The sequence below is a fragment of the Falsiroseomonas sp. CW058 genome (genome assembly GCF_050563535.1).
Classification (GTDB): domain Bacteria; phylum Pseudomonadota; class Alphaproteobacteria; order Acetobacterales; family Acetobacteraceae; genus Falsiroseomonas.
This window is the reverse complement of the sequence record NZ_JBNXUO010000027.1, coordinates 26,717-44,509: the sequence shown is the minus strand read 5'-3', so window position 1 is coordinate 44,509 and position 17,793 is coordinate 26,717. Positions and strand designations below refer to the sequence as shown.

Here is a 17,793-nt window from a genome sequence, read left to right as displayed (position 1 = left end):
GGGGGTTCCGCGCCCGCCTCCCGGCCCGGCCGCGCGGGCTACATCGCCCGCACGGCCCGCAGGAAGCTGCCCGCCTTCTCGCGCAGCGCCGCCGCCTGCGAGGCGAGCGCGCCGCTGTCGTCGCGCATCGCGGCGGCCGAACCGCCGGTCGCCTCCGCCGCGCCGCGCACGCCGGAGATGCGGCTCGCCACCGTCTCCGTCGCCTCGGCCACCTGCGTCGCGCTGCGGGCGATCTCCTGCGTGGCGGCGCCCTGTTCCTCCACCGCCGCGGCGATGGCGGTGGCGATCTGGCTGGTGCGTTCCACCGTCGCGCCGATGCCGCGGATGGCGGCGACGGCCTGGGTGGTGGCCTGCTGCATCTGGCCGATCTGGGCGGCGATCTCCTCGGTCGCCTTCGCGGTCTGGCCGGCGAGCGACTTCACCTCGCTCGCCACCACCGCGAAGCCCTTCCCGGCCTCCCCCGCGCGCGCCGCCTCGATGGTGGCGTTGAGCGCGAGGAGGTTGGTCTGGCCCGCGATGTCGCCGATCAGCCGCACCACGTCGCCGATGCGGGAGGCGGCTTCCGACAGGCCCTGCACGGTCGCGTCGGTCGCGCGCGCCTCGGACACGGCGCGGCTCGCGACCTCGGCCGCCTCGCCCACCTGGCGGGCGATCTCGGTGACGGAGGCCGCCATCTCCTCGGCCGCGGCGGCGACGGACTGCACGTCGCTGTGGGCGCGGCTGCCGGCCTCGGACACCGCCGCCGCCTCGCGCCCCGAGGTTTCGGCCGCGGCGGACAATTCGCTCGCCGAGCCCTGCAGGCGCTCCGCGCTCGCGGCCACCGCCTCCACCACCGCGCCGACCTCCGTCTCGAAGGTGTCGGCCAGGCGCGCCTTCTCGGTCACCAGCTGCCAGCTCAGCATCGTGCCGGTGTAGCCGCCCGCCGCGTCGTGGATGGCGGAATAGCGCAGTTCCAGCACCTCCTCGCCAAGCCGCAGCTTCTCGGTGTGGGGCAGACGCCCGGGATCGGACAGCAGGTCGCGCTGCCGTTCGGCGCCGCGGTGCAGCGCCTCGATGCCCCGACCCGTCATCTGGTCCGGCGGGCAGGGCAGCAGATGCGCGATGCGCGCCAGCAGCAGGTGCGATTCGGCGTTCATGTAGGTGATGCGGAAGCCGTCGCGCGGGTCGGCGTTGACCACCGCCGCCGGCAGCTGTTCCAGCATCTGCCCTTGCGCGAAGGCCCGCCCGACCGTGCCGCGCAGCGTCTCGAGCGCGGCGGAGATGGCGCCGATCTCGTCGCCGCGGCCGCGGTCCGGCACCGCGACCGAGGTGTCCCCGGCCGAGATCGCGGCCATCGCCCCCGCCAGCCGGCGCAGCGGCGCGCCGATGGCGCGCGCCATCAGCAGCCCCGACAGCACCAGCACCAGCGCGATGGCGAGCCCCGTCCACAGCGCGGCGCGCTGCACGCCCTGCGCCGTCGCCGACAGTTCCGCGCGCCGCCGCTGCGCCGAGGCGAGCGAGGCGGCGTCGAGCTGGGTCAACGCGCCTTCCAGCGTCGCGCGGGCCGGCTGCACCTGCTCCTGGCGGATGCGGGCGACGGTCTCGCCCGAGGCGAGCAGGTCGTCCGCCGCGCCGGCGATGGCCTGCGCCTTGTCCGCCAGGCGCGCGAAGTCGTCCTTCATGCGCTGCGGCGCCTCGATGGCGCCGAGCCCGCGGCCATGCACCCGCGCCTGCGCCGCGCCGCGGCGCACCCGGCGCACCTGCGTCTCCTCCCCCGTCGCCAGCAGGCGCTGGACGCCGAGCCGAACCTCGTTCACCGCGGCGTGGACCGTCATCACGCGCTGGCGCGCATCCTCCTGCGCGTCGCCCCCGAGGTCGAAGCCGATGCTGGCGGTGACGGATTCGAAGACGCTGTCGTATTCGGTGGACAGCGCGGTCAGCCGGTCGTCCCGCAGGCGGATCAGCCGCACCCGCTCCTCGGCCAGCGCGGCGAGCGCGACGCGATAGGCCGCGACGGCGCGCGCCAGCGGGTCCGCCGCGCCCGACACGGCGGCATCGCCGTGATTGCCCGCGCCGTCCACCACCAGCGCCAGCCCTTCCTCCAGCCGCGCCATCAGCCTCTCCCGCGCGGGAGCCTGGCCGGGCTGGTCCTGGGTCAGCAGCAGGTCGCGTTCCAGAACGGCGACGGAGCGCAGCGCGGCGGCGCCGTCGTCGATGCGGTCGCGCGCGGCCTCGCTGCGGGCGGCGTCCTGCTGCTCGTCCAGCATGCCCGCGGTCTCATGCCAGACGATGCCGACCAGCCCGACCAGCAGCAGCAAGGCGAGCGCGGCGGAGGCCGCAAGCTTGCGGCCGACGGAGAGGCGGTTGATGAGGCGCATGGCAGGGTCCCCGGACTGACCGTCCGGAGACTGGCGGCACTACGTTGACGCGCTGCTAAGGCAGGCGGAATCCGGGCCGTGCGGCGCGCCGTCCACCCCGCCGCGGCGCGGCGCGTCGCGCCTGCCGCGGCGGGATGTCGGGGATCAGGCCAGGACCAGGCTGTCCGGCACCTGCTGCCCGACCTCGCGCAGGTAGCGCGCGGCGCCGGGGTGGAAGGGCAGGAAGCTGTTCTTCGTCCAGTTCTCGGCCAGTGTCTCCGACGCCGTGGAGATGGCCTGGCGGAAGCGGGCGTTCTGCGACAGGACCGACTTGGTGATCTCGTAGACCAGGTCGTCCGGCAGGCTGCGGTGGCCGATGGCGAAGTTGTACATGCCCACGATGCGCAGCGGCCGTTCCTGCTTCCGGTAGGTGCCCATGGGCAGCGTGCCGGCCGCCAGTTCGGGGAATTGCTGGGTCAGGCGGCGCGTCTCCTCCTCGGTGAAGTCGAGGTAGTTGACGTCGGCCTGCACCTCCAGCTCGCTGAAGGCGGGGGCGGGAACGCCGGTCGCGAAGAGGAAGGCGTCGAGCAGCCGGTCCTGGATCTGCCCCGCGAGGTCGGAGGCCGAGCCGTAGCGGACGGCGGAAGGCCGCACGCCGAGATGCTGGAGGATCAGCGGGTAGTAGGTGCCCGGCGTGCCGCCCCGCGGCCCGACGCCGACGCTGCGCCCGCCGAGCTGCGCGTGGGAGGTGATGCCCGACGACTTCAGCGCGATGCCGTGGAAGGGCGTGTCGTACATCGGGAAGATCGCGCGGATGTCCCGGAAGCGGTTGCCCTGCGTCCACTCGCCCTGGCCGTTCCAGGCCTGCAGGGCGACGCCCATCGTCGCCATGCCAAGCTCCACCTCGCGCCGCTGGACCAGGATGATGTTCTGGTTCGGGCCCTGGGTGGTGCGGTAGCTGATCTGCACGCCCGTCGCCTCCTGCGCCATCTGGCCCCAGGCGGGCCCGTAGAGCGCATAGGTGCCGCCGGGCGCGGCGGTGCCCATGTTGATGGCGCGCGGCCAGGCGGGGTTGCGCGGCTGCGCCGCCAGCGGGCGGAGCCCCGCGAGGCCCGGCATCGCGAGGCCGGCACCGAGCCCGCCCAGGATCACGCGACGACGCATTCTTTTTCCTCCCGTGGTGTCGATATGGACGCCACCCTACCAGGGCGGAAGCGAAATTGACACGCCCGCCCGCCTCACCGGCCCGGGGCATGGCAAGGGGGCCGCCGGCGCGCGGTTGTTGCGTCGCAACACTGCGTGATACAGCCAGGGGATCGCGCCGCAGCCCCCGCCCCTCCGCGGACGGGGCGCTAAACTGTCCGGGAACGATCCCGGTGGAGTGATGGACCTGACGTCTGTCGTGCGGAGGATCCGCTTCGGCCACTGCACCCTCGACGAGGCGCGCGGCGTGCTCGTCGCGCCCGATGGCGGCGAGACGGTGCTGCGGCCCAAGACCCTCGACCTGCTGCGCTTCCTGCTGCGGAACCCCGGCCGGGTGGTGGCGCGCGGCGAGATCCTGGACGCGGTCTGGCCCGGCATCTTCGTCACCGACGACAGCATCACGCAGTGCGTGGTCGAGCTGCGCAAGGCGATGGGCGACGCCGGCGCGTCGCTGCTGCGGACCATGCCGCGCCGCGGCTACCTGCTGCAGGCGGAGGTGGCGGCCGATGCGCCCCCCGCCGCCTTCGCCCCTCCCCTGCTCTCGCCCCGCGCGGACGACCGGCCCTCCATCGCGGTGCTGCCCTTCCGCCGCGACAACCCGGACCCGGAGGACGCCTATTTCGCCGACGGCATCATCGAGGGCATCGTCCATGTGCTGGCCGGGCTCGACGGCATCTTCGTCATCGGCCGCAGCTCGGCGCTCGCCTTCGCGCAGGTGACCACGGATGCGCGCGCGGCGGGGCGGGAACTCGGCGTGCGCTACGTCCTGTACGGGGGCGTGCGCCGCGCCGGCGGGCGGCTGCGCATCACCACCGAGCTGACCGATGCGGTGCGCGGCACCATCCTGCGCACCGACCGCTACGACGGCGACGCGGCGGACCTGTTCGCGCTGCAGGACCGCATCTCCGAAGCGGTGGTCACCACCATCGCGCCGGAGCTGCGCGGGCAGGAGATGGCGCGCGCGCTGCGCAAGCCGCCCGCCAGCCTCAGCGCCTACGACCTGGTGCTGCGCGCGCTGAACGAGATCCGGCGGCTTGACCGCGCGGCGATGGACCGCGCCCGCGCGCTGCTGGCCCAGGCCATGGCGGCCGATCCGGACAGCGCCCTGCCCCACAGCTACACCGCCTGGTGGCATTCGCTGCGCATCGCGCAGGGCTGGGCGGGGGCGGAGGAGGAGGCAGCCGCCGGCCGCCACGCCGCGGCGGCGCTGGAGCGCGACCCGCACGACGCCTTCTCCCTCGCGCTCGGCGGCTTCCTGCGCGGCTATGCCGAGCGCGACTTCGCGCCCGCCCGGCGGATGCTGGACCAGGCGGTCGCGACGAGCCCGAGCTGCGCGATGGCCTGGAGCTGGGGCGGCGCGCTGCGCTGCTGGCTGGACGAGGGACCGGAGGCGCTGCGCTGGGCGGAACGCGGGCTGCGTCTCGCGCCCTTCGACCCCTTCACCTTCCTGCATGAGCACATCCTGGCGCAGGCCCACTACACCGCCGGCGACTTCGACCGCGCGGCCGCCTTCGCGCGCGATTCCATGGCATCGAACCCGCAGCACCTGCCGAACTGGCGGACGCTGGCCGCCGCCCTGGTCGCGCTCGGGCGGGAGGAGGAGGCACGCCGCGCGGCCGCGGCGATGCTGGCGCGCGACCCCGGCTTCTCGCTCCGTGCCTTCGCGGCGCGCACGCCGCTGCAAGGGGCGATGCGCGACCTGTTCGTGGAACGCCTGCGGCGGTCGGGGTTGCCGGAATAGATTGCCGGCCCGCAACATGCGGCGTGCCGAGGCAAGGGAGGATCCCGGGATGTCGGGCAGCAACCAGGGCAACCAGGGCAACCAGGGCAACCAGGGCAACCAGGGCAACCAGGGCAACCAGGGCAACCAGGGCAACCAGGGCAACCAGGGAAATCAGGGCAACCAGGGAAATCAGGGCAATGGCGGGTATTCGGGCGGCGGCGCCTGGTTCTTCCCCGACCGCGCGGACCTGCCCTTCGTGGCCCTGCCCTCCGCCTTCACGCCGAAGCGCATCGCCGACCGCGACTTCCGCGCCGGCCATGACGGCGCCTTCGGCCGGCGCTGGGCCGCCGAATGGCGCGCCTGGCACATCCTGGCGGAGTTCACCGACACCCCCGCCTGGCGCGACCGCCAGCGCGAGGCCGGACGGCGCGCCACCGGCACGAAGGGCCTCGCCCTGACAGGCTGGCGCACCCGGCTTGCCGCCGGCGGCAAGCCGCTGGTCGAGGCGGTGGACGAGGAGATCGACCAGCTCATCCGCTACGCCGAGGATGAGCGCGCCGACGCGATGGGGGAGATCCTGTCGCAGGACAACGAGTTCATCAGCCACTTCATGGGCGTGCTCTCGGCCGCCCCGGGCAGCCACCCGGCCACCCAGGCCGTCCTGGCCGCGGCGTCGCTGGTGGCGGGCTTCGCCGCCCAGCACTTCAAGATGCTGGAGGACCGGCGCCGGCCGTCGCAGGTCTGCGCGGCGCTGCGCCCGCCGGTCGCGGTGCCGGGCCATGCCGCCTATCCCTCCGGCCACGCCACCCAGGCCTTCCTGATCGCGGCCTGCATCGGCTGCGCCACCACGGGCAGCGTATCGGCCGCGGCGCAGGCGGCGGTCGACGCGCTGGCCGAACGCATCGCCCGCAACCGGGAGATCGCGGGCCTGCACTACCCGAGCGACACGGAAGCGGGGCGGGAACTGGCGTCGCAGCTCGCCCCGGTGGTGGTGGCGCTGCCCCGCTTCGCCGCCACGCTCGCCGCCGCCCGGGCCGAGTGGGGCTGATCCGGTGGGCGGGAACACGGGCCTCGCCATCGGGAGGATCGTCGAGCTCGCCCGCCGGGCCGGCCGGGAACGGGCGCGCCGGCTGCCGGCCTATCCGCTCGATCCCGGGGCGGAATTCGGAGAGACGCCGGAAGGCTACCGCGCCGCCTTCCTCGGGGGCGCGCGGCCGCCCTGGCCGGGGCCGCGGGCCGCGCCGGGGCTGGTGGCGCGCTGGACGGCGCTTCGCCGCTCCGCCGCCACCGGCACGATCGCGCCGCGGGCGGAGGTGGAGCACCGGCACCTGTCCCACTCGCCGTGCTTCTCCAACAACGGCGCAGCGGGTTTCGGCGGCAGCCGCTGGCAGGGCAGCCGCAACTGGTCGGGCGCCATCCTCACCGCGCGCGACGGCGAACGCTTCTCGGCCGTCAGCGGCCGCTGGCGCGTGCCGGACGCCCGCCCCTCGGCCACCGCCGCGCCGCCGATCGAGGGGCCGACCCCGGATGTCCCGCTGTCGCGGCGCTGTTCGGTCTGGGTCGGGCTCGACGGGCACAGCCGCATGGCGGGGTCGCTTCCGCAGATCGGCACCACCACGGCGGAATGCTTCCAGGACGGCCGGCGCTGGGTGTCCACCTATGCCTGGGCGCAGTGGTGGGTGCGCGGGGAGCAGTATGGAGAGATGGCCTTCGAGGATTTCCGCCTCTCCCCGGGCGACGAGGTGACCTGCTGGCTGGCGCTCCACGCCGAGGACCGCGTCGTGCTCTGCATCCGCAACGAGACGACGGGGCAGGAGGATGGGGCGCTGTGGCATTCCGGCCCGCCGAAGGACGAGCTGGCGAGGCAGGCGCACGCGACCCCCGCGCCGGTGCCCGGCCTCGCCGCCGTGTGGGTCGTCGAGCGTCCGACGGTGATGGGCCGCGAGGAGCTGTATCCGCTGCCGGATGTCGGGGCGGTGACCTTCGCCGACTGCATCGCCGCCATCCGCGCCCCCGGCCAACCCTTCCACGAGGCGGCGGACCTGCGCGCGCTCGACGGGCGGCGGCTGGTGCGGATGCATGACCGCCGGACCGGTCCCTGCCGCGCCCCGCGCATCGCCCTGCCCGACCGGCCCGGCGCGGACCGCACCCTGCTCACGGTGCGCTGCCGGGTATGACGCCCCGCCCCGCCAGGGGACGGCCGCCCCCGCCGGCTCGGCAGGGTCCGGCCGGGCGCCTATGCTGCGCCCATGCCCCTTCCCGAACTTCCCGTCACCGAGGCGCTGCCCCGCCTCGCCGCCGCGCTGCGCGGGGGGCCGAATGCCGTGCTCGTCGCGCCGCCCGGCGCGGGCAAGACCACGCTCGCGCCGCTGGCGCTGATGGAGGAACCCTGGGCGGCGGCCGGCCGGATCCTGGTGCTGGAGCCCCGCCGCGTCGCCGCCCGCGCCGCCGCCCGCCGCATGGCGGAACTGGTGGGGGAGGCGCAGCCGGGCGGAACCATCGGCCTTGCCACCCGGCTCGACCGCGCGGTCTCGGACCGGACGCGGGTGGAGGTGGTGACGGAGGGGCTGCTGGTGCGCCGCCTGCAATCCGACCCGGGGCTCGACGGCGTCGCCGCCGTGCTGTTCGACGAGGCGCATGAGCGCAACCTCGACACCGACCTCGCTCTCGCCCTCTGCCTCGACCTCCAGCGCGCGCTGCGGCCGGAATTGAGGCTGCTGGCCATGTCCGCAACGCTCGACATCGCGCCCTTCCGTGCGGCGCTCGGCGATGCGCCGGTGGTCGAATCCCTCGGCCGCGCCTTCCCCGTCGCGGTGGAGCACCGGGCGCGGGACCTGAAGGACGCGCGGGAGCTGCCCGACGCGATGGCCGGTGCCATCCGCGACGCGCTGACGCGCCACCCGGGCGACGTGCTGGCCTTCCTGCCGGGGTGGGGCGAGATCCGCCGCACCGCGGAGCGGCTTTCGGGCGTGGAGGCCGAGGTGCTGCCCCTGCATGGCGAGATGCCGCCGGCCGAGCAGGACCGCGCGCTGAACCCCTCGGCGCGGCGCAAGGTCGTGCTCGCGACCTCGATCGCCGAGACGTCGCTGACGGTGCCGGGGGTGCGGATCGTGGTGGATGGCGGCTTCCGCCGCACGCCGCGGCTGGACCAGGCTTCCGGCCTCGCGCGGCTGGCCACGGTGCGGATCAGCCGGGCCGCGGCCGAACAGCGCGCCGGCCGCGCGGGCCGCACCGCGCCGGGCGTCGCGATCCGGCTGTGGAGCGAGGCGCTGCATCGCGGCCTCGCGCTCCAGGACCGGCCGGAGATCCTGGAGGCGGAGCTGTCGGGCCTCGCGCTCGACTGCGCGGCCTGGGGAGCGGCGCCGGCCGACCTCGCCTTCCTCGACCCGCCGCCGGCCGGCGCCATGGCGGCGGGGCGGGCGCTGCTGCGGGACCTGGATGCGCTGGACGCGGCGGGGCGGATCACGCCGATGGGCCGCGCCATGGCGCGGATGGGCACGCATCCCCGGCTCGCGCGGATGATGCTCGCCGCGGTGGATGAGGGGGAGAAGGCGCTGGCCGCCGACCTCGCCGCCCTGCTGGAGGAGCGCGACCCGATCAGGGGGCGGGACGCACCGGCCGACGTGAACCTGCGGCTCGAACTGCTGCACGGCGCCGACCACCGCGATGCCGACGGCGCGACGCTGCACCGCATCCGCCGCGCCGCCGCGCTGCACCGCCGCCGGCTGCGCCTGCACGGCAACGCCCTGCCGGGGGGCGAGGCGGGGCCGCTGCTGGCGGCGGGCTTCCCGGACCGGATCGCGGCGAAGCGGGGCACCATGGACGGCGCCTTCCGGCTCGCCTCCGGGCAGGGCGCCCGCCTGCCGGCGACGGACCCGCTCGGCCGGGCGCCGCTGCTGGCGGTGGCGGAGCTGGAATTGCAGGGGACGGAGGCGCGGATCCGCATGGCCGCGCCGCTCGACCTCGGGACGCTGCAGGCGCGCTTCCCCGAACGGCTCCGCTGGGAGGAAGGGGCGGCCTTCGATGCGCGGGCGGGCGCCGTGCTGGCCCGGCGCCGGCGCATGTTCGGCCCGCTGGTGCTGGAGGAGCAGGCGCTGCCCGCGCCGGACCCGGCGACGGTCGCCGCCGCGCTGGCCGCCGCCATCGCCGAACGCGGGTTCCGCGACCTCGACTGGACCGCGGCCGCGCGGCAGCTGCGTGCCCGCATCGGCTGGATGCGCCGGGTGGAAGGCGGGGACTGGCCGGACCTGTCGGATGCCGCGCTGGCCGCGACGGCCGGGGAGTGGCTCGCCCCCCATCTGCACGGCCGCGCGAAGCTGGCCGAGGCGAAGGCGCTGAACCTGGTGGAGGTGCTGCGCGGGATGCTGCCCTGGGACCGGCAGCGGCGGCTGGACGCGGCGCTGCCCGCACGGCTCGACCTGCCGGGCGGGCGTTCGGCGGCGATCGACTACGACCGCGAGGTGCCGACGCTCGAGGCCCGGGCGCAGCACCTGTTCGGCATGGCCGGCACGCCGCCGCTGGCGGAGGGGCGGGTGCCGCTGCAGGTCGCGCTGCTGTCCCCCGCCGGGCGGCCGGTGGCGCTGACCGGGGACCTGGCGGGGTTCTGGCGGGGCGGCTGGACGGAGGTGCGGAAGGAGATGCGCGGCCGCTATCCCCGCCACGCCTGGCCGGAGGAGCCGTGGAAGGGGGGGTGACGCCGCCGGCGCCGCGCGCCGCCCAATCGCGGATGGCCCTGCGATCCGAGGCGCCGGATGGCGCCCGGCGCCTGAGGGTACGGATAACCTCCGGACGGCGAAGCCGTCCGAGCCGCCGGATGGCGGCCGCGGCAAGTGCCGCGAAGCCAAGGCCGCGGATGCGGCCGCCCGGCGCCTGAGGGCACGGAAAACTCCCGGACGGCGAAGCCGTCCGAGCCGCCGGATGGCGGCCGCGGCAAGTGCCGCGAAGCCAAGGCCGCGGATGCGGCCGCCCGGCGCCTGAGGGCAACAAGATACGCCGTCGGTCATCGCAGATGACCGACGGCATCATCCCGCGCGCCCAAGGTTGAACGGGGCGCCACCCGGACGCATGGTGCGCCCCAGGCCGGCCCGCCCATATGCCCGGCGCCAGATCCCCACGAGGTCCCATGTCGAGCGTCCTGACCCGCCGCGGCCTTGCCGCCCTTGCCCTGGTTCCCGTCGCCGGCTGCGCCGGCGCCCCGCCCGCCCAGGCGCAGCGCAGCGCCGTGGCCGCCCTGCCGGACTTCGCCGACCTGGCCGAACGCGTGCTGCCCGCGGTGGTGAACATCGCCGTCACCACCGAGCAGCGGGGCGCCGAGGTGCCGGCCGAGCTGCGCGGAACGCCCTTCGAACGCTATTTCCGCGAACGCCGCGGGCGGGGCCCCCAGGTGCAGGGCGCGGGGTCGGGCTTCATCATCGACCCCTCGGGCCTGGTGGTGACCAACAACCATGTGATCGGCAACGCCACGCGCGTCGTCGTCTCGCTCCAGGACGGGCAGGAATACCAGGCGCGCGTTGTCGGCGCGGACGAGCTGACGGACCTGGCGGTGCTGCGGGTGGAGGCGGCGCGCCCGCTGCCGGCGGTGCCCTGGGGCGGTTCGGGGGGGCTGCGCGTCGGCAACTGGGTGCTGGCGGCGGGGAATCCCTTCGGGCTCGGCGGGTCCGTCACCTCGGGCATCGTCTCGGCCCGCGGGCGCGACATCGGGGCGGGGCCCTTCGACGACTTCATCCAGACCGACGCGCCGATCAACCCCGGCAATTCCGGCGGCCCGCTGTTCAACATGGCGGGCGAGGTGATCGGCATCAACACGGCCATCTACTCGCCCTCCGGCGCCTCGGCCGGCATCGGCTTCGCGGTGCCGTCCGACCTGGCGCGGCCGGTGGTGGACCAGCTGCTGCGCGGCGGCCGGGTGGAGCGTGGCTGGCTCGGCGTCTCGGTGCAGGACCTGCCGCCGGAGGAAGGCGCGCGGCGCGCCCAGCCCGCCGCGCGCGGCGTGCTGATCGCGGGGGTCGAGCGCGGCAGCCCGGCGGCGCGCGCGGGGCTCCGCGCGGGCGACCAGGTGGTCGCGATCAACGGCGACCGGGTCGAGACGTCGCGCGTGCTGGTGCGCAACATCGCCGCGGTGGCGCCGGGCCAGACCGTGCGCCTTTCCATCCTGCGCGACGGCCGGCCGGCCGAGATCCCGGTGCAGGTCGGCCGCCGGCCGCAGACGCCGCAGGGCTGACGCGGACGGGGCCGCCGGGCGCGTGATTGCCGCCCTGGGGCCCCCCGTCTAGACTCACGCGCATGCATGCCGGTGTGAGGCCATGAGAATCCTGCTGGTCGAGGACGATGCCGAGGTCGCCCGCTTCGTGAAGAAGGGGCTGCAGGAGGCCGGGCACACGGTGGAACACGCCGCCAATGGCCGCGACGGCCTGTTCATGGCGGCGTCCGAGGCCTTCGACGTGCTGGTGCTGGACCGCATGCTGCCCGGCGGCGTGGACGGGGTGCGACTGGTGGAGACGCTGCGCGGGCAGGGCAACCGCACGCCGGTGCTGTTCCTGTCGGCGCTGTCGGCGGTGGATGAGCGGGTGAAGGGCCTGAAGGCGGGCGGCGACGACTACCTGACCAAGCCCTTCGCCTTCGCAGAGCTGCTGGCCCGGGTCGAGGCGCTGGGCCGCCGCCCGGCGGCGGAAGTGCCGACGACGCGGTTGAAGGTCGCCGACCTGGAGCTGGACCTGCTGAGCCGCACGGTGACGCGGGCGGGCAAGAAGATCGACGTGCAGCCGCGGGAATTCCGCCTTCTCGAACACCTGATGCGCCATGCCGGGCAGGTGGTGACGCGCACGATGCTGCTGGAGAAGGTGTGGGACTACCACTTCGACCCGCAGACCAACGTCATCGACGTGCATGTGTCGCGGCTGCGGCACAAGCTGGACAAGGGCTTCGACAAGCCGCTGATCCACACCGTCCGCAACGCCGGCTACATGATGCGGGCGGAGGGGTGAGCCCAGCCCCCGCCTTCCCCCGCGGCGCGGGGGAGGGCCTGGCGACGCCTCCGCATGGCCCGGCGCGACGGCGCGTCGGCGCGAAGGCAAGGCCGCGGAGCGGCCGCCCGCCATCCGGGCACGCCATGACGGGCCGCAACGCGGCCCCGCGCGCAGCGCCCCCGCATGGCCCGGCGCGACGGCGTGTCGGCGCGAAGGCAAGGCCGCGGAGCGGCCGCCCGCCGTCTGAGGGCACCGCATAATGCCCCCGCCGCCGCTGGCCGCGGGCGGAGAGCCGCCGCTGATCGGGCTGCTGCGCAGCGCATCGGGCCGCTTCGCGCTGTTCTTCACCGCCTTCTTCGCCGCCGCCGCCACCGCCGCCGCGGTCGTGCTGTGGTGGAACACCGCGGGGTCGCTGGAGCGGCAGGTGGATTCCGCCATCCGCGCCGATGCCGCCGCGCTGGTGGAACGCCGCCGCGACGGCGCGGCCGACGCGCTGGTCGCGGCGATCGAGGACCGCCTCGCGCTCGACGTGCAGAACGAGTCCCTCTACCTGCTGGTGGGGCCGGACGGCCGCAAGCTGGCCGGCAACCTCGAATCCTGGCCGTCGGAGGCGAATGCGGAACAGCCCTGGATCCGCATGCCGCTGCTGCGCGACGGCGCGGTGAGCGAGGCGCGGCTGCTGCGGCTGGAATTCAACGGCGGCCACCGCCTGCTGGTCGGGCGCGATGTCGCGGAGAAGCTGCGCCTGCGCGGCCTGCTGTCGGAGGGCATCGCCTGGGCGGCCTCCGCCTCCGCCGCCATCGCGCTGTTCGGCGCCTTCCTGCTGCGCCGCGCGCTGGAGAAGCGCCTGCTGCCGGTCTACGGCACGGCGGAGGAGATCGCGGCGGGCGACCTGACGCGGCGCGTGCCGCTGTCCGACCGCGACGACGAATTCGACCGGCTCGGTCGCACCATGAACACGATGCTGGACCGCATCGCGCAGCTGATGGAAGGCGTGCGCGGCGTGTCGGACGCGATCGCGCACGACCTGCGCACCCCGATCGCGCGCGCCCGCAACAAGCTGGAAGAGGCGCTGCATTCCGCGCGCGACGAGGAGGCGCTGCGCGCCGCGGTGGAACAGGGCATCGCCGACCTCGACGGCATCGTGCGCGTCTTCCAGGCGGTGCTGCGCATCGCGGAGGTGGAGGCCGGCGCGCGCCGCGCCGCCTTCGCGCCCATCGACCTCGCCCCCGCGCTGGCCGATGCGGCGGAGCTGTACGGCGCGGCGGCGGAAGCGCGGGAGCAGCACCTGCTGGCGGAGCTGCCGGCGGCGCTGCCCCTGGTGGGCGACCGCGACCTGCTGATGCAGGCAGTGGCGAACCTGCTGGACAACGCGCTGAAGTTCACGCCCGAAGGCGGGACCGTCCGGCTGGCCGCCGCCGCGGCGCCGGGGCTGCTGGAGGTGTCCGTCGCCGATGACGGGCCGGGCCTGCCGCCCGGTGACCGCGCGCGGGCGGGCGAACGCTTCTTCCGCGCCGATGCGGCGCGCAGCACGCCGGGATCGGGGCTCGGCCTGTCGCTGGTGCGGGCGGTGGCGGCGCTGCATGGCGGCGACGTCGTGCTCGATGACGCCCATCCCGGCGCGGACCCGCCGGGGCTGAAGGTCACGCTGCGGCTGCCGGTCGCGTGACGGCGCTTTCACCGGCTGGCCACCGGGGCGAGCATGTCGTCGCCCCATAATGGCGCGATGCGCGTGATGCCCTTCCTGCTGGCGCTGCTCGCGGCCTTCCCCGCCAGGGCGGAACAGCCGCTTCGCGTCACCACCGACAGCTCGTCCTATTGCGACGAACTGGCCACGCGCCTGCAGGCCCAGCCCGGATCGCGGCAGGAGCCGACGCGCAGCCTGGCGGAGGAAGGCCGGCGGCTGTGCGAGACGGGGCATGTCCGCACCGGCATCGCCAAGCTGCGCCGCGCGCTGCGCGCCGCGCAGTCGATCGGCGGCTGATCCGCCGGCAGGATCCGCTACACCCGCCGCAGCGGCACCCGCGTCGACACCCAGGCGGCGATCGCGGCCAGCAACGCGGCGGTGGCGAAGGCGGCGCGGAAGGCGGCGACCATGTCGTCGCGGAATCCCGCCCGGGCGGCGTCCGGCAGGGCCGCGAGCGCATCGGGGCCGCGGTTCACCAGCGCGACGAACAGCGCCGCGGTGTCGCCCCCCGCCGCCGCCAGCGCGCCGAACAGCACCGCGCCCAGCAGCGCCGCCCCGGTCGCGGCGCCGAGCGAGCGGTTGAACTGCACCGAGGCGGTGGCCGCCCCCAGCCTTTCCCGCCCCGCCGCCACCTGCACGCTGATCTGCACCATCGGGAAGGTCGCGCCGAAACCCATCGACACGAGCGCGAGCAGCAGCGCCAGCAGCCACAGCGGCAGCACCCCGACGCCGAGCGCGACCAGCCCGAGCACCGCCGCCGCCAGCGCCAGCCCGCCGCCGGCCCAGGCCATCGTCCGCCCCGTGCGCGCCAGCAGCGAACCCGCGACCACCGCCCCCACCCCCGCCATGGCCGACAGCGGCAGCAGCGCCAGCCCCGCCTGCGCCGGCGACAGGCCGCGCACCGCGGCGAAGTAGATCGGCAGGAAGGCGATGCAGCCGACGAAGGCGGCGGAGGTCAGTGCCGAGAGCAGGTTGGCCCGCCATATCGTGGGCTCGCCCAGCAGGTCGGGCGACAGCAGCGGGTCGCCCGCGCGCCTCTCCTGCCGCAGCAGCAGCAGCAGCGCGCCGGCCGCGAGGAGCGCGAGCGCCGCGCCCACCGCCAGCGCCCCGGGCGTGAGCCGCCGCGCCTGGTCCAGCGCCAGCAGCGCCGGCCCGACGAACAGCGCGAACAGCACGAGGCCCGGCCAGTCGAAGCGGAAGCCGCGGCGCTGCCCCTTCGACGCACCCCCCAGCCGCGTCGCCGCCAGCCAGGCGGCGATGGCCGCGAGCGGCAACGGCAGCAGGAACACCGCGCGCCAGCCGAACAACTCCGTCAGCACCCCGCCCGCGACGGGGCCGAGCGCGCTGGCGGTGGTGAAGATGCCCGCGATCCACCCCTGGAAGCGGGACCGTTCGCGCGGTGGCACCGCCTCCGCGATCAGCGCGATGGGCAGCGCGATCAGCCCGCCGCCGCCGAAGCCCTGCACCATCCGCGCCGCGCCGAGCGCGGCCAGGTTCGGCGCCAGCGCGCAGCAGGCCGCGCCGAACGCATAGACCGCGAGCGCGACGAGCAGCATCCGCTGGCGCCCGAAGGCGTCGCCGAGCCGCCCGTAGACTGGCGCCGCGACCGTGTTGGCGACGAGGTAGAGGACCACCACGAAGGACACGCGCTCGACCTCGCCCAGCGAACGGGCGATGGCGGGCAGGGCGGCGGCGACGATGGTCTGGTCCAGCGCCGCGCCGAACATGGCCAGCGCGACGGCGGGGAAGACGCGGAAGAACAGCCGCCGCAACTCGGCGGGATCGGTGGGGGGGCCGGGGGCGTCGTCGCGGGGGGGCATGCGCGGCGCCTCAGGCCACGCCGGCGCGGCCCATCTCCAGGAACTTCTCGCGCCGGCGGGCGCGCAGAGTCGGCCCGTCGAGGGCGAGCAGCGGGTCGAGGCAGTCGCCGATCTGGCGGCCGACCGCGGCCATCATCGCCGCCGGGTCGCGATGCGCGCCGCCGAGCGGCTCCGGCACCACGGCATCCACCAGGGCGAGGCGGCGCAGGTCCTCGGCCGTCAGCTTCAGCGCCTCCGCCGCCTGCGGCGCCTGCGCGGCGTCGCGCCACAGGATGCTCGCGCAGCCCTCGGGCGAGATCACCGAATAGGTCGCGTGTTCCAGCATCAGCACCCGGTCGGCGGCGGCAAGCGCGATGGCGCCGCCCGATCCGCCTTCGCCGATGATGGTGGCGATGAAGGGCACGGGGGCGTCGAGCCCGGCCTCGATGGACCGCGCGATGGCTTCCGCCTGGCCGCGGGCCTCGGCCTCGATCCCCGGGAAGGCGCCGGCGGTGTCCACGAAGGACAGGATCGGCAGGCCGAAGCGGCCGGCGAGTTCCATGATGCGCCGCGCCTTGCGGTAGCCCTCGGGCCGGGCCATGCCGAAATTGTGCTTCACGCGGCTTTCGGTGTCGTGGCCCTTCTCGGTCGCCAGCACCGCCACCGCGCGGCCGCGGAACCGGCCGAGCCCGGCGACCACGGCAAGGTCGTCGGCGAAGGCGCGGTCGCCGGCCAGCGGCGTCCAGTCCTCGATCAGCGCGCGCACGTAGTCGGCGCCCTTCGGCCGGTCGGGGTGGCGCGCGACCAGCGTCTTCTGCCAGGGCGTGAGCCTGGCATAGGTCTGGCGCAGCAGCGTCTCGGCCTTGTCGCGAAGCTTCGCGACCTCGTCGGCGACGTCGATGCCGCCGGCGTCGGTGGTCCGGCGCAGCTCCTCGATCCGGCCTTCCAGCTCGGCGATCGGCTTCTCGAATTCCAGGAAGTGGCGCATGTCGGGCGCGGCTTTAGCGTGGAACCGGGGCGGGTGGAAGGGAAGCCGCCCCGGGCCGCCGGATGGCGGCCGCCCGGGGGCACGCAAGCGCGATGCCGCCGATGTCAGTCCGGCGTCGCGCCGGTGGCGCGGATGATCGGCGCCCATTTCTCCGTCTCGTCGCGGATGAAGCGGCCGAGTTCCTCGGGCGTGGAGGGCGTGGGCTCCACGCCATGCGCCGCGAGGTGGCGGCGCACCTCGGGGTCCTCGAGCGTGGTGCGCATCGCGGCCGCCAGCCGGTCCACGATGGGCCGCGGCAGGCCGCGGGGGCCGACGAGCGCGTACCAGTTGCCGACCTCGTAGCCCGGCAGCGTCTCCGCCACCGCCGGCACGTCGGGCAGCAGGGCGGAACGGCCGGGCGTGGGCACGGCCAGCGCGCGGAGCTTGCCCGCCTCGATCTGCGGGATGGCGGTGGGGGCGGTGGAGAAGGCGTAGTCGATCTTCGCGCCGACCAGGTCCGTCATCAGCGGCCCGCCGCCGCGATAGGGCACATGCACCGTCGTGACGCCCGCCATCCGGTCCAGCAGCGCCCCCGCCAGGTGCCCCGCGCCGCCGACGCCCGAGGAGCCGTAGGTGATGGTGTCGGGCCGCGCGCGCGCCGCGGCGATGAGGTCGCCCAGCGTCCGCCACGGCCGGTCGGCCGGCACCACCAGCACGTTCAGGATCGAGCCGGACTGGCTGATCGGCGTCAGGTCCGTCTGCGGGTTGAAGCCGAGGTTGCGGTACAGCGTCGGGTTGATGGCCAGCGCCGCGATGGTGCCCATCAGCAGCGTGTAGCCGTCGGGCGCGGCGCGCACCGTCAGCTCGGTCGCCAGGTTGCCGCCGGCGCCGGGGCGGTTGTCGATGACGATGCTGCCGCCGATCGCCTGCTGCAGCTTCGACTGGAGGCTGCGCGCCGTCAGGTCGGTGCCGCCGCCGGCGGCGAAGCCGACGATCATGCGGATGGGCCGGTTCGGGTAGTCGGCCTGCGCGCGCGCGCCGCGCGGCAGGGCGGCGAGGGCGAGGCCGGCGGGCAGGCCGGCGGCAAGGGTGCGGCGGCGCATGGGCGTGTTC

General features: G+C 75.5%; 13 protein-coding genes. 8 read left to right on the top strand and 5 right to left on the bottom strand.

Going from position 1 to position 17,793, the window contains the following annotated elements; translation table 11 throughout:
* Window positions 1-38: 38 nt before the first annotated feature.
* Both ACK8OX_RS19090 and ACK8OX_RS19085 read right to left on the bottom strand, forming a co-directional pair.
* Window positions 39-2,357, bottom strand: a complete 2,319-nt coding sequence (locus ACK8OX_RS19090) for a methyl-accepting chemotaxis protein (protein ID WP_430665827.1) — start codon at window positions 2,355-2,357, stop codon at window positions 39-41.
* 144 nt (window positions 2,358-2,501) lie between these two features.
* The gene (locus ACK8OX_RS19085) at window positions 2,502-3,500 is read right to left on the bottom strand and encodes a TAXI family TRAP transporter solute-binding subunit (protein ID WP_430665826.1); all 999 of its coding nucleotides are present in this window, start codon (window positions 3,498-3,500) and stop codon (window positions 2,502-2,504) included.
* A 220-nt stretch (window positions 3,501-3,720) separates the two neighbouring features.
* On the opposite strand from ACK8OX_RS19085, the gene ACK8OX_RS19080 reads away from it, so the two are divergent.
* The 8 genes from ACK8OX_RS19080 (at window position 3,721) to ACK8OX_RS19045 (ending at window position 14,211) form a co-directional block, all read left to right on the top strand.
* Window positions 3,721-5,280, top strand: coding sequence for a winged helix-turn-helix domain-containing protein (locus tag ACK8OX_RS19080; RefSeq protein WP_430665825.1), 1,560 nt, complete (start codon window positions 3,721-3,723; stop codon window positions 5,278-5,280).
* Between the two features lie 49 nt (window positions 5,281-5,329).
* Window positions 5,330-6,310: a phosphatase PAP2 family protein gene (locus tag ACK8OX_RS19075; protein ID WP_430665824.1), complete on the top strand. Its 981-nt coding sequence runs from the start codon at window positions 5,330-5,332 to the stop codon at window positions 6,308-6,310.
* A gap of 4 nt (window positions 6,311-6,314) precedes the next feature.
* Window positions 6,315-7,439 (top strand): G1 family glutamic endopeptidase, encoded by a 1,125-nt coding sequence (locus ACK8OX_RS19070; RefSeq protein ID WP_430665823.1) that lies wholly within the window; start codon window positions 6,315-6,317, stop codon window positions 7,437-7,439.
* A 72-nt stretch (window positions 7,440-7,511) separates the two neighbouring features.
* A complete protein-coding gene (gene hrpB, locus ACK8OX_RS19065; protein WP_430665822.1) occupies window positions 7,512-9,956 on the top strand; it encodes an ATP-dependent helicase HrpB in 2,445 nt (814 codons plus the stop codon).
* Window positions 9,957-10,384: 428 nt separating this feature from the next.
* Window positions 10,385-11,482, top strand: a complete 1,098-nt coding sequence (locus ACK8OX_RS19060) for a trypsin-like peptidase domain-containing protein (protein WP_430665821.1) — start codon at window positions 10,385-10,387, stop codon at window positions 11,480-11,482.
* 82 nt (window positions 11,483-11,564) lie between these two features.
* Complete coding sequence (locus ACK8OX_RS19055) at window positions 11,565-12,245, top strand: winged helix-turn-helix domain-containing protein (protein WP_430665820.1); 681 nt, start codon at window positions 11,565-11,567, stop codon at window positions 12,243-12,245.
* 241 nt (window positions 12,246-12,486) lie between these two features.
* On the top strand, window positions 12,487-13,896 hold the full coding sequence (locus tag ACK8OX_RS19050) for an ATP-binding protein (RefSeq protein WP_430665819.1): 1,410 nt from the start codon (window positions 12,487-12,489) through the stop codon (window positions 13,894-13,896).
* Window positions 13,897-13,953: 57 nt separating this feature from the next.
* Entirely contained in the window at window positions 13,954-14,211 is a 258-nt protein-coding gene (locus ACK8OX_RS19045; protein ID WP_430665818.1) for a hypothetical protein, read from the top strand.
* Window positions 14,212-14,228: 17 nt separating this feature from the next.
* Here the strand turns inward: ACK8OX_RS19045 and ACK8OX_RS19040 are convergent, their stop codons facing one another.
* The 3 genes from ACK8OX_RS19040 to ACK8OX_RS19030 form a co-directional block, all read right to left on the bottom strand.
* Complete coding sequence (locus ACK8OX_RS19040; protein ID WP_430665817.1) at window positions 14,229-15,734, bottom strand: MFS transporter; 1,506 nt, start codon at window positions 15,732-15,734, stop codon at window positions 14,229-14,231.
* Between the two features lie 10 nt (window positions 15,735-15,744).
* The gene (locus tag ACK8OX_RS19035; RefSeq protein ID WP_430665816.1) at window positions 15,745-16,701 is read right to left on the bottom strand and encodes an acetyl-CoA carboxylase carboxyltransferase subunit alpha; all 957 of its coding nucleotides are present in this window, start codon (window positions 16,699-16,701) and stop codon (window positions 15,745-15,747) included.
* 104 nt (window positions 16,702-16,805) lie between these two features.
* Window positions 16,806-17,783, bottom strand: coding sequence for a Bug family tripartite tricarboxylate transporter substrate binding protein (locus ACK8OX_RS19030; RefSeq protein ID WP_430665815.1), 978 nt, complete (start codon window positions 17,781-17,783; stop codon window positions 16,806-16,808).
* Between the last annotated feature and the right edge of the window lie 10 nt (window positions 17,784-17,793).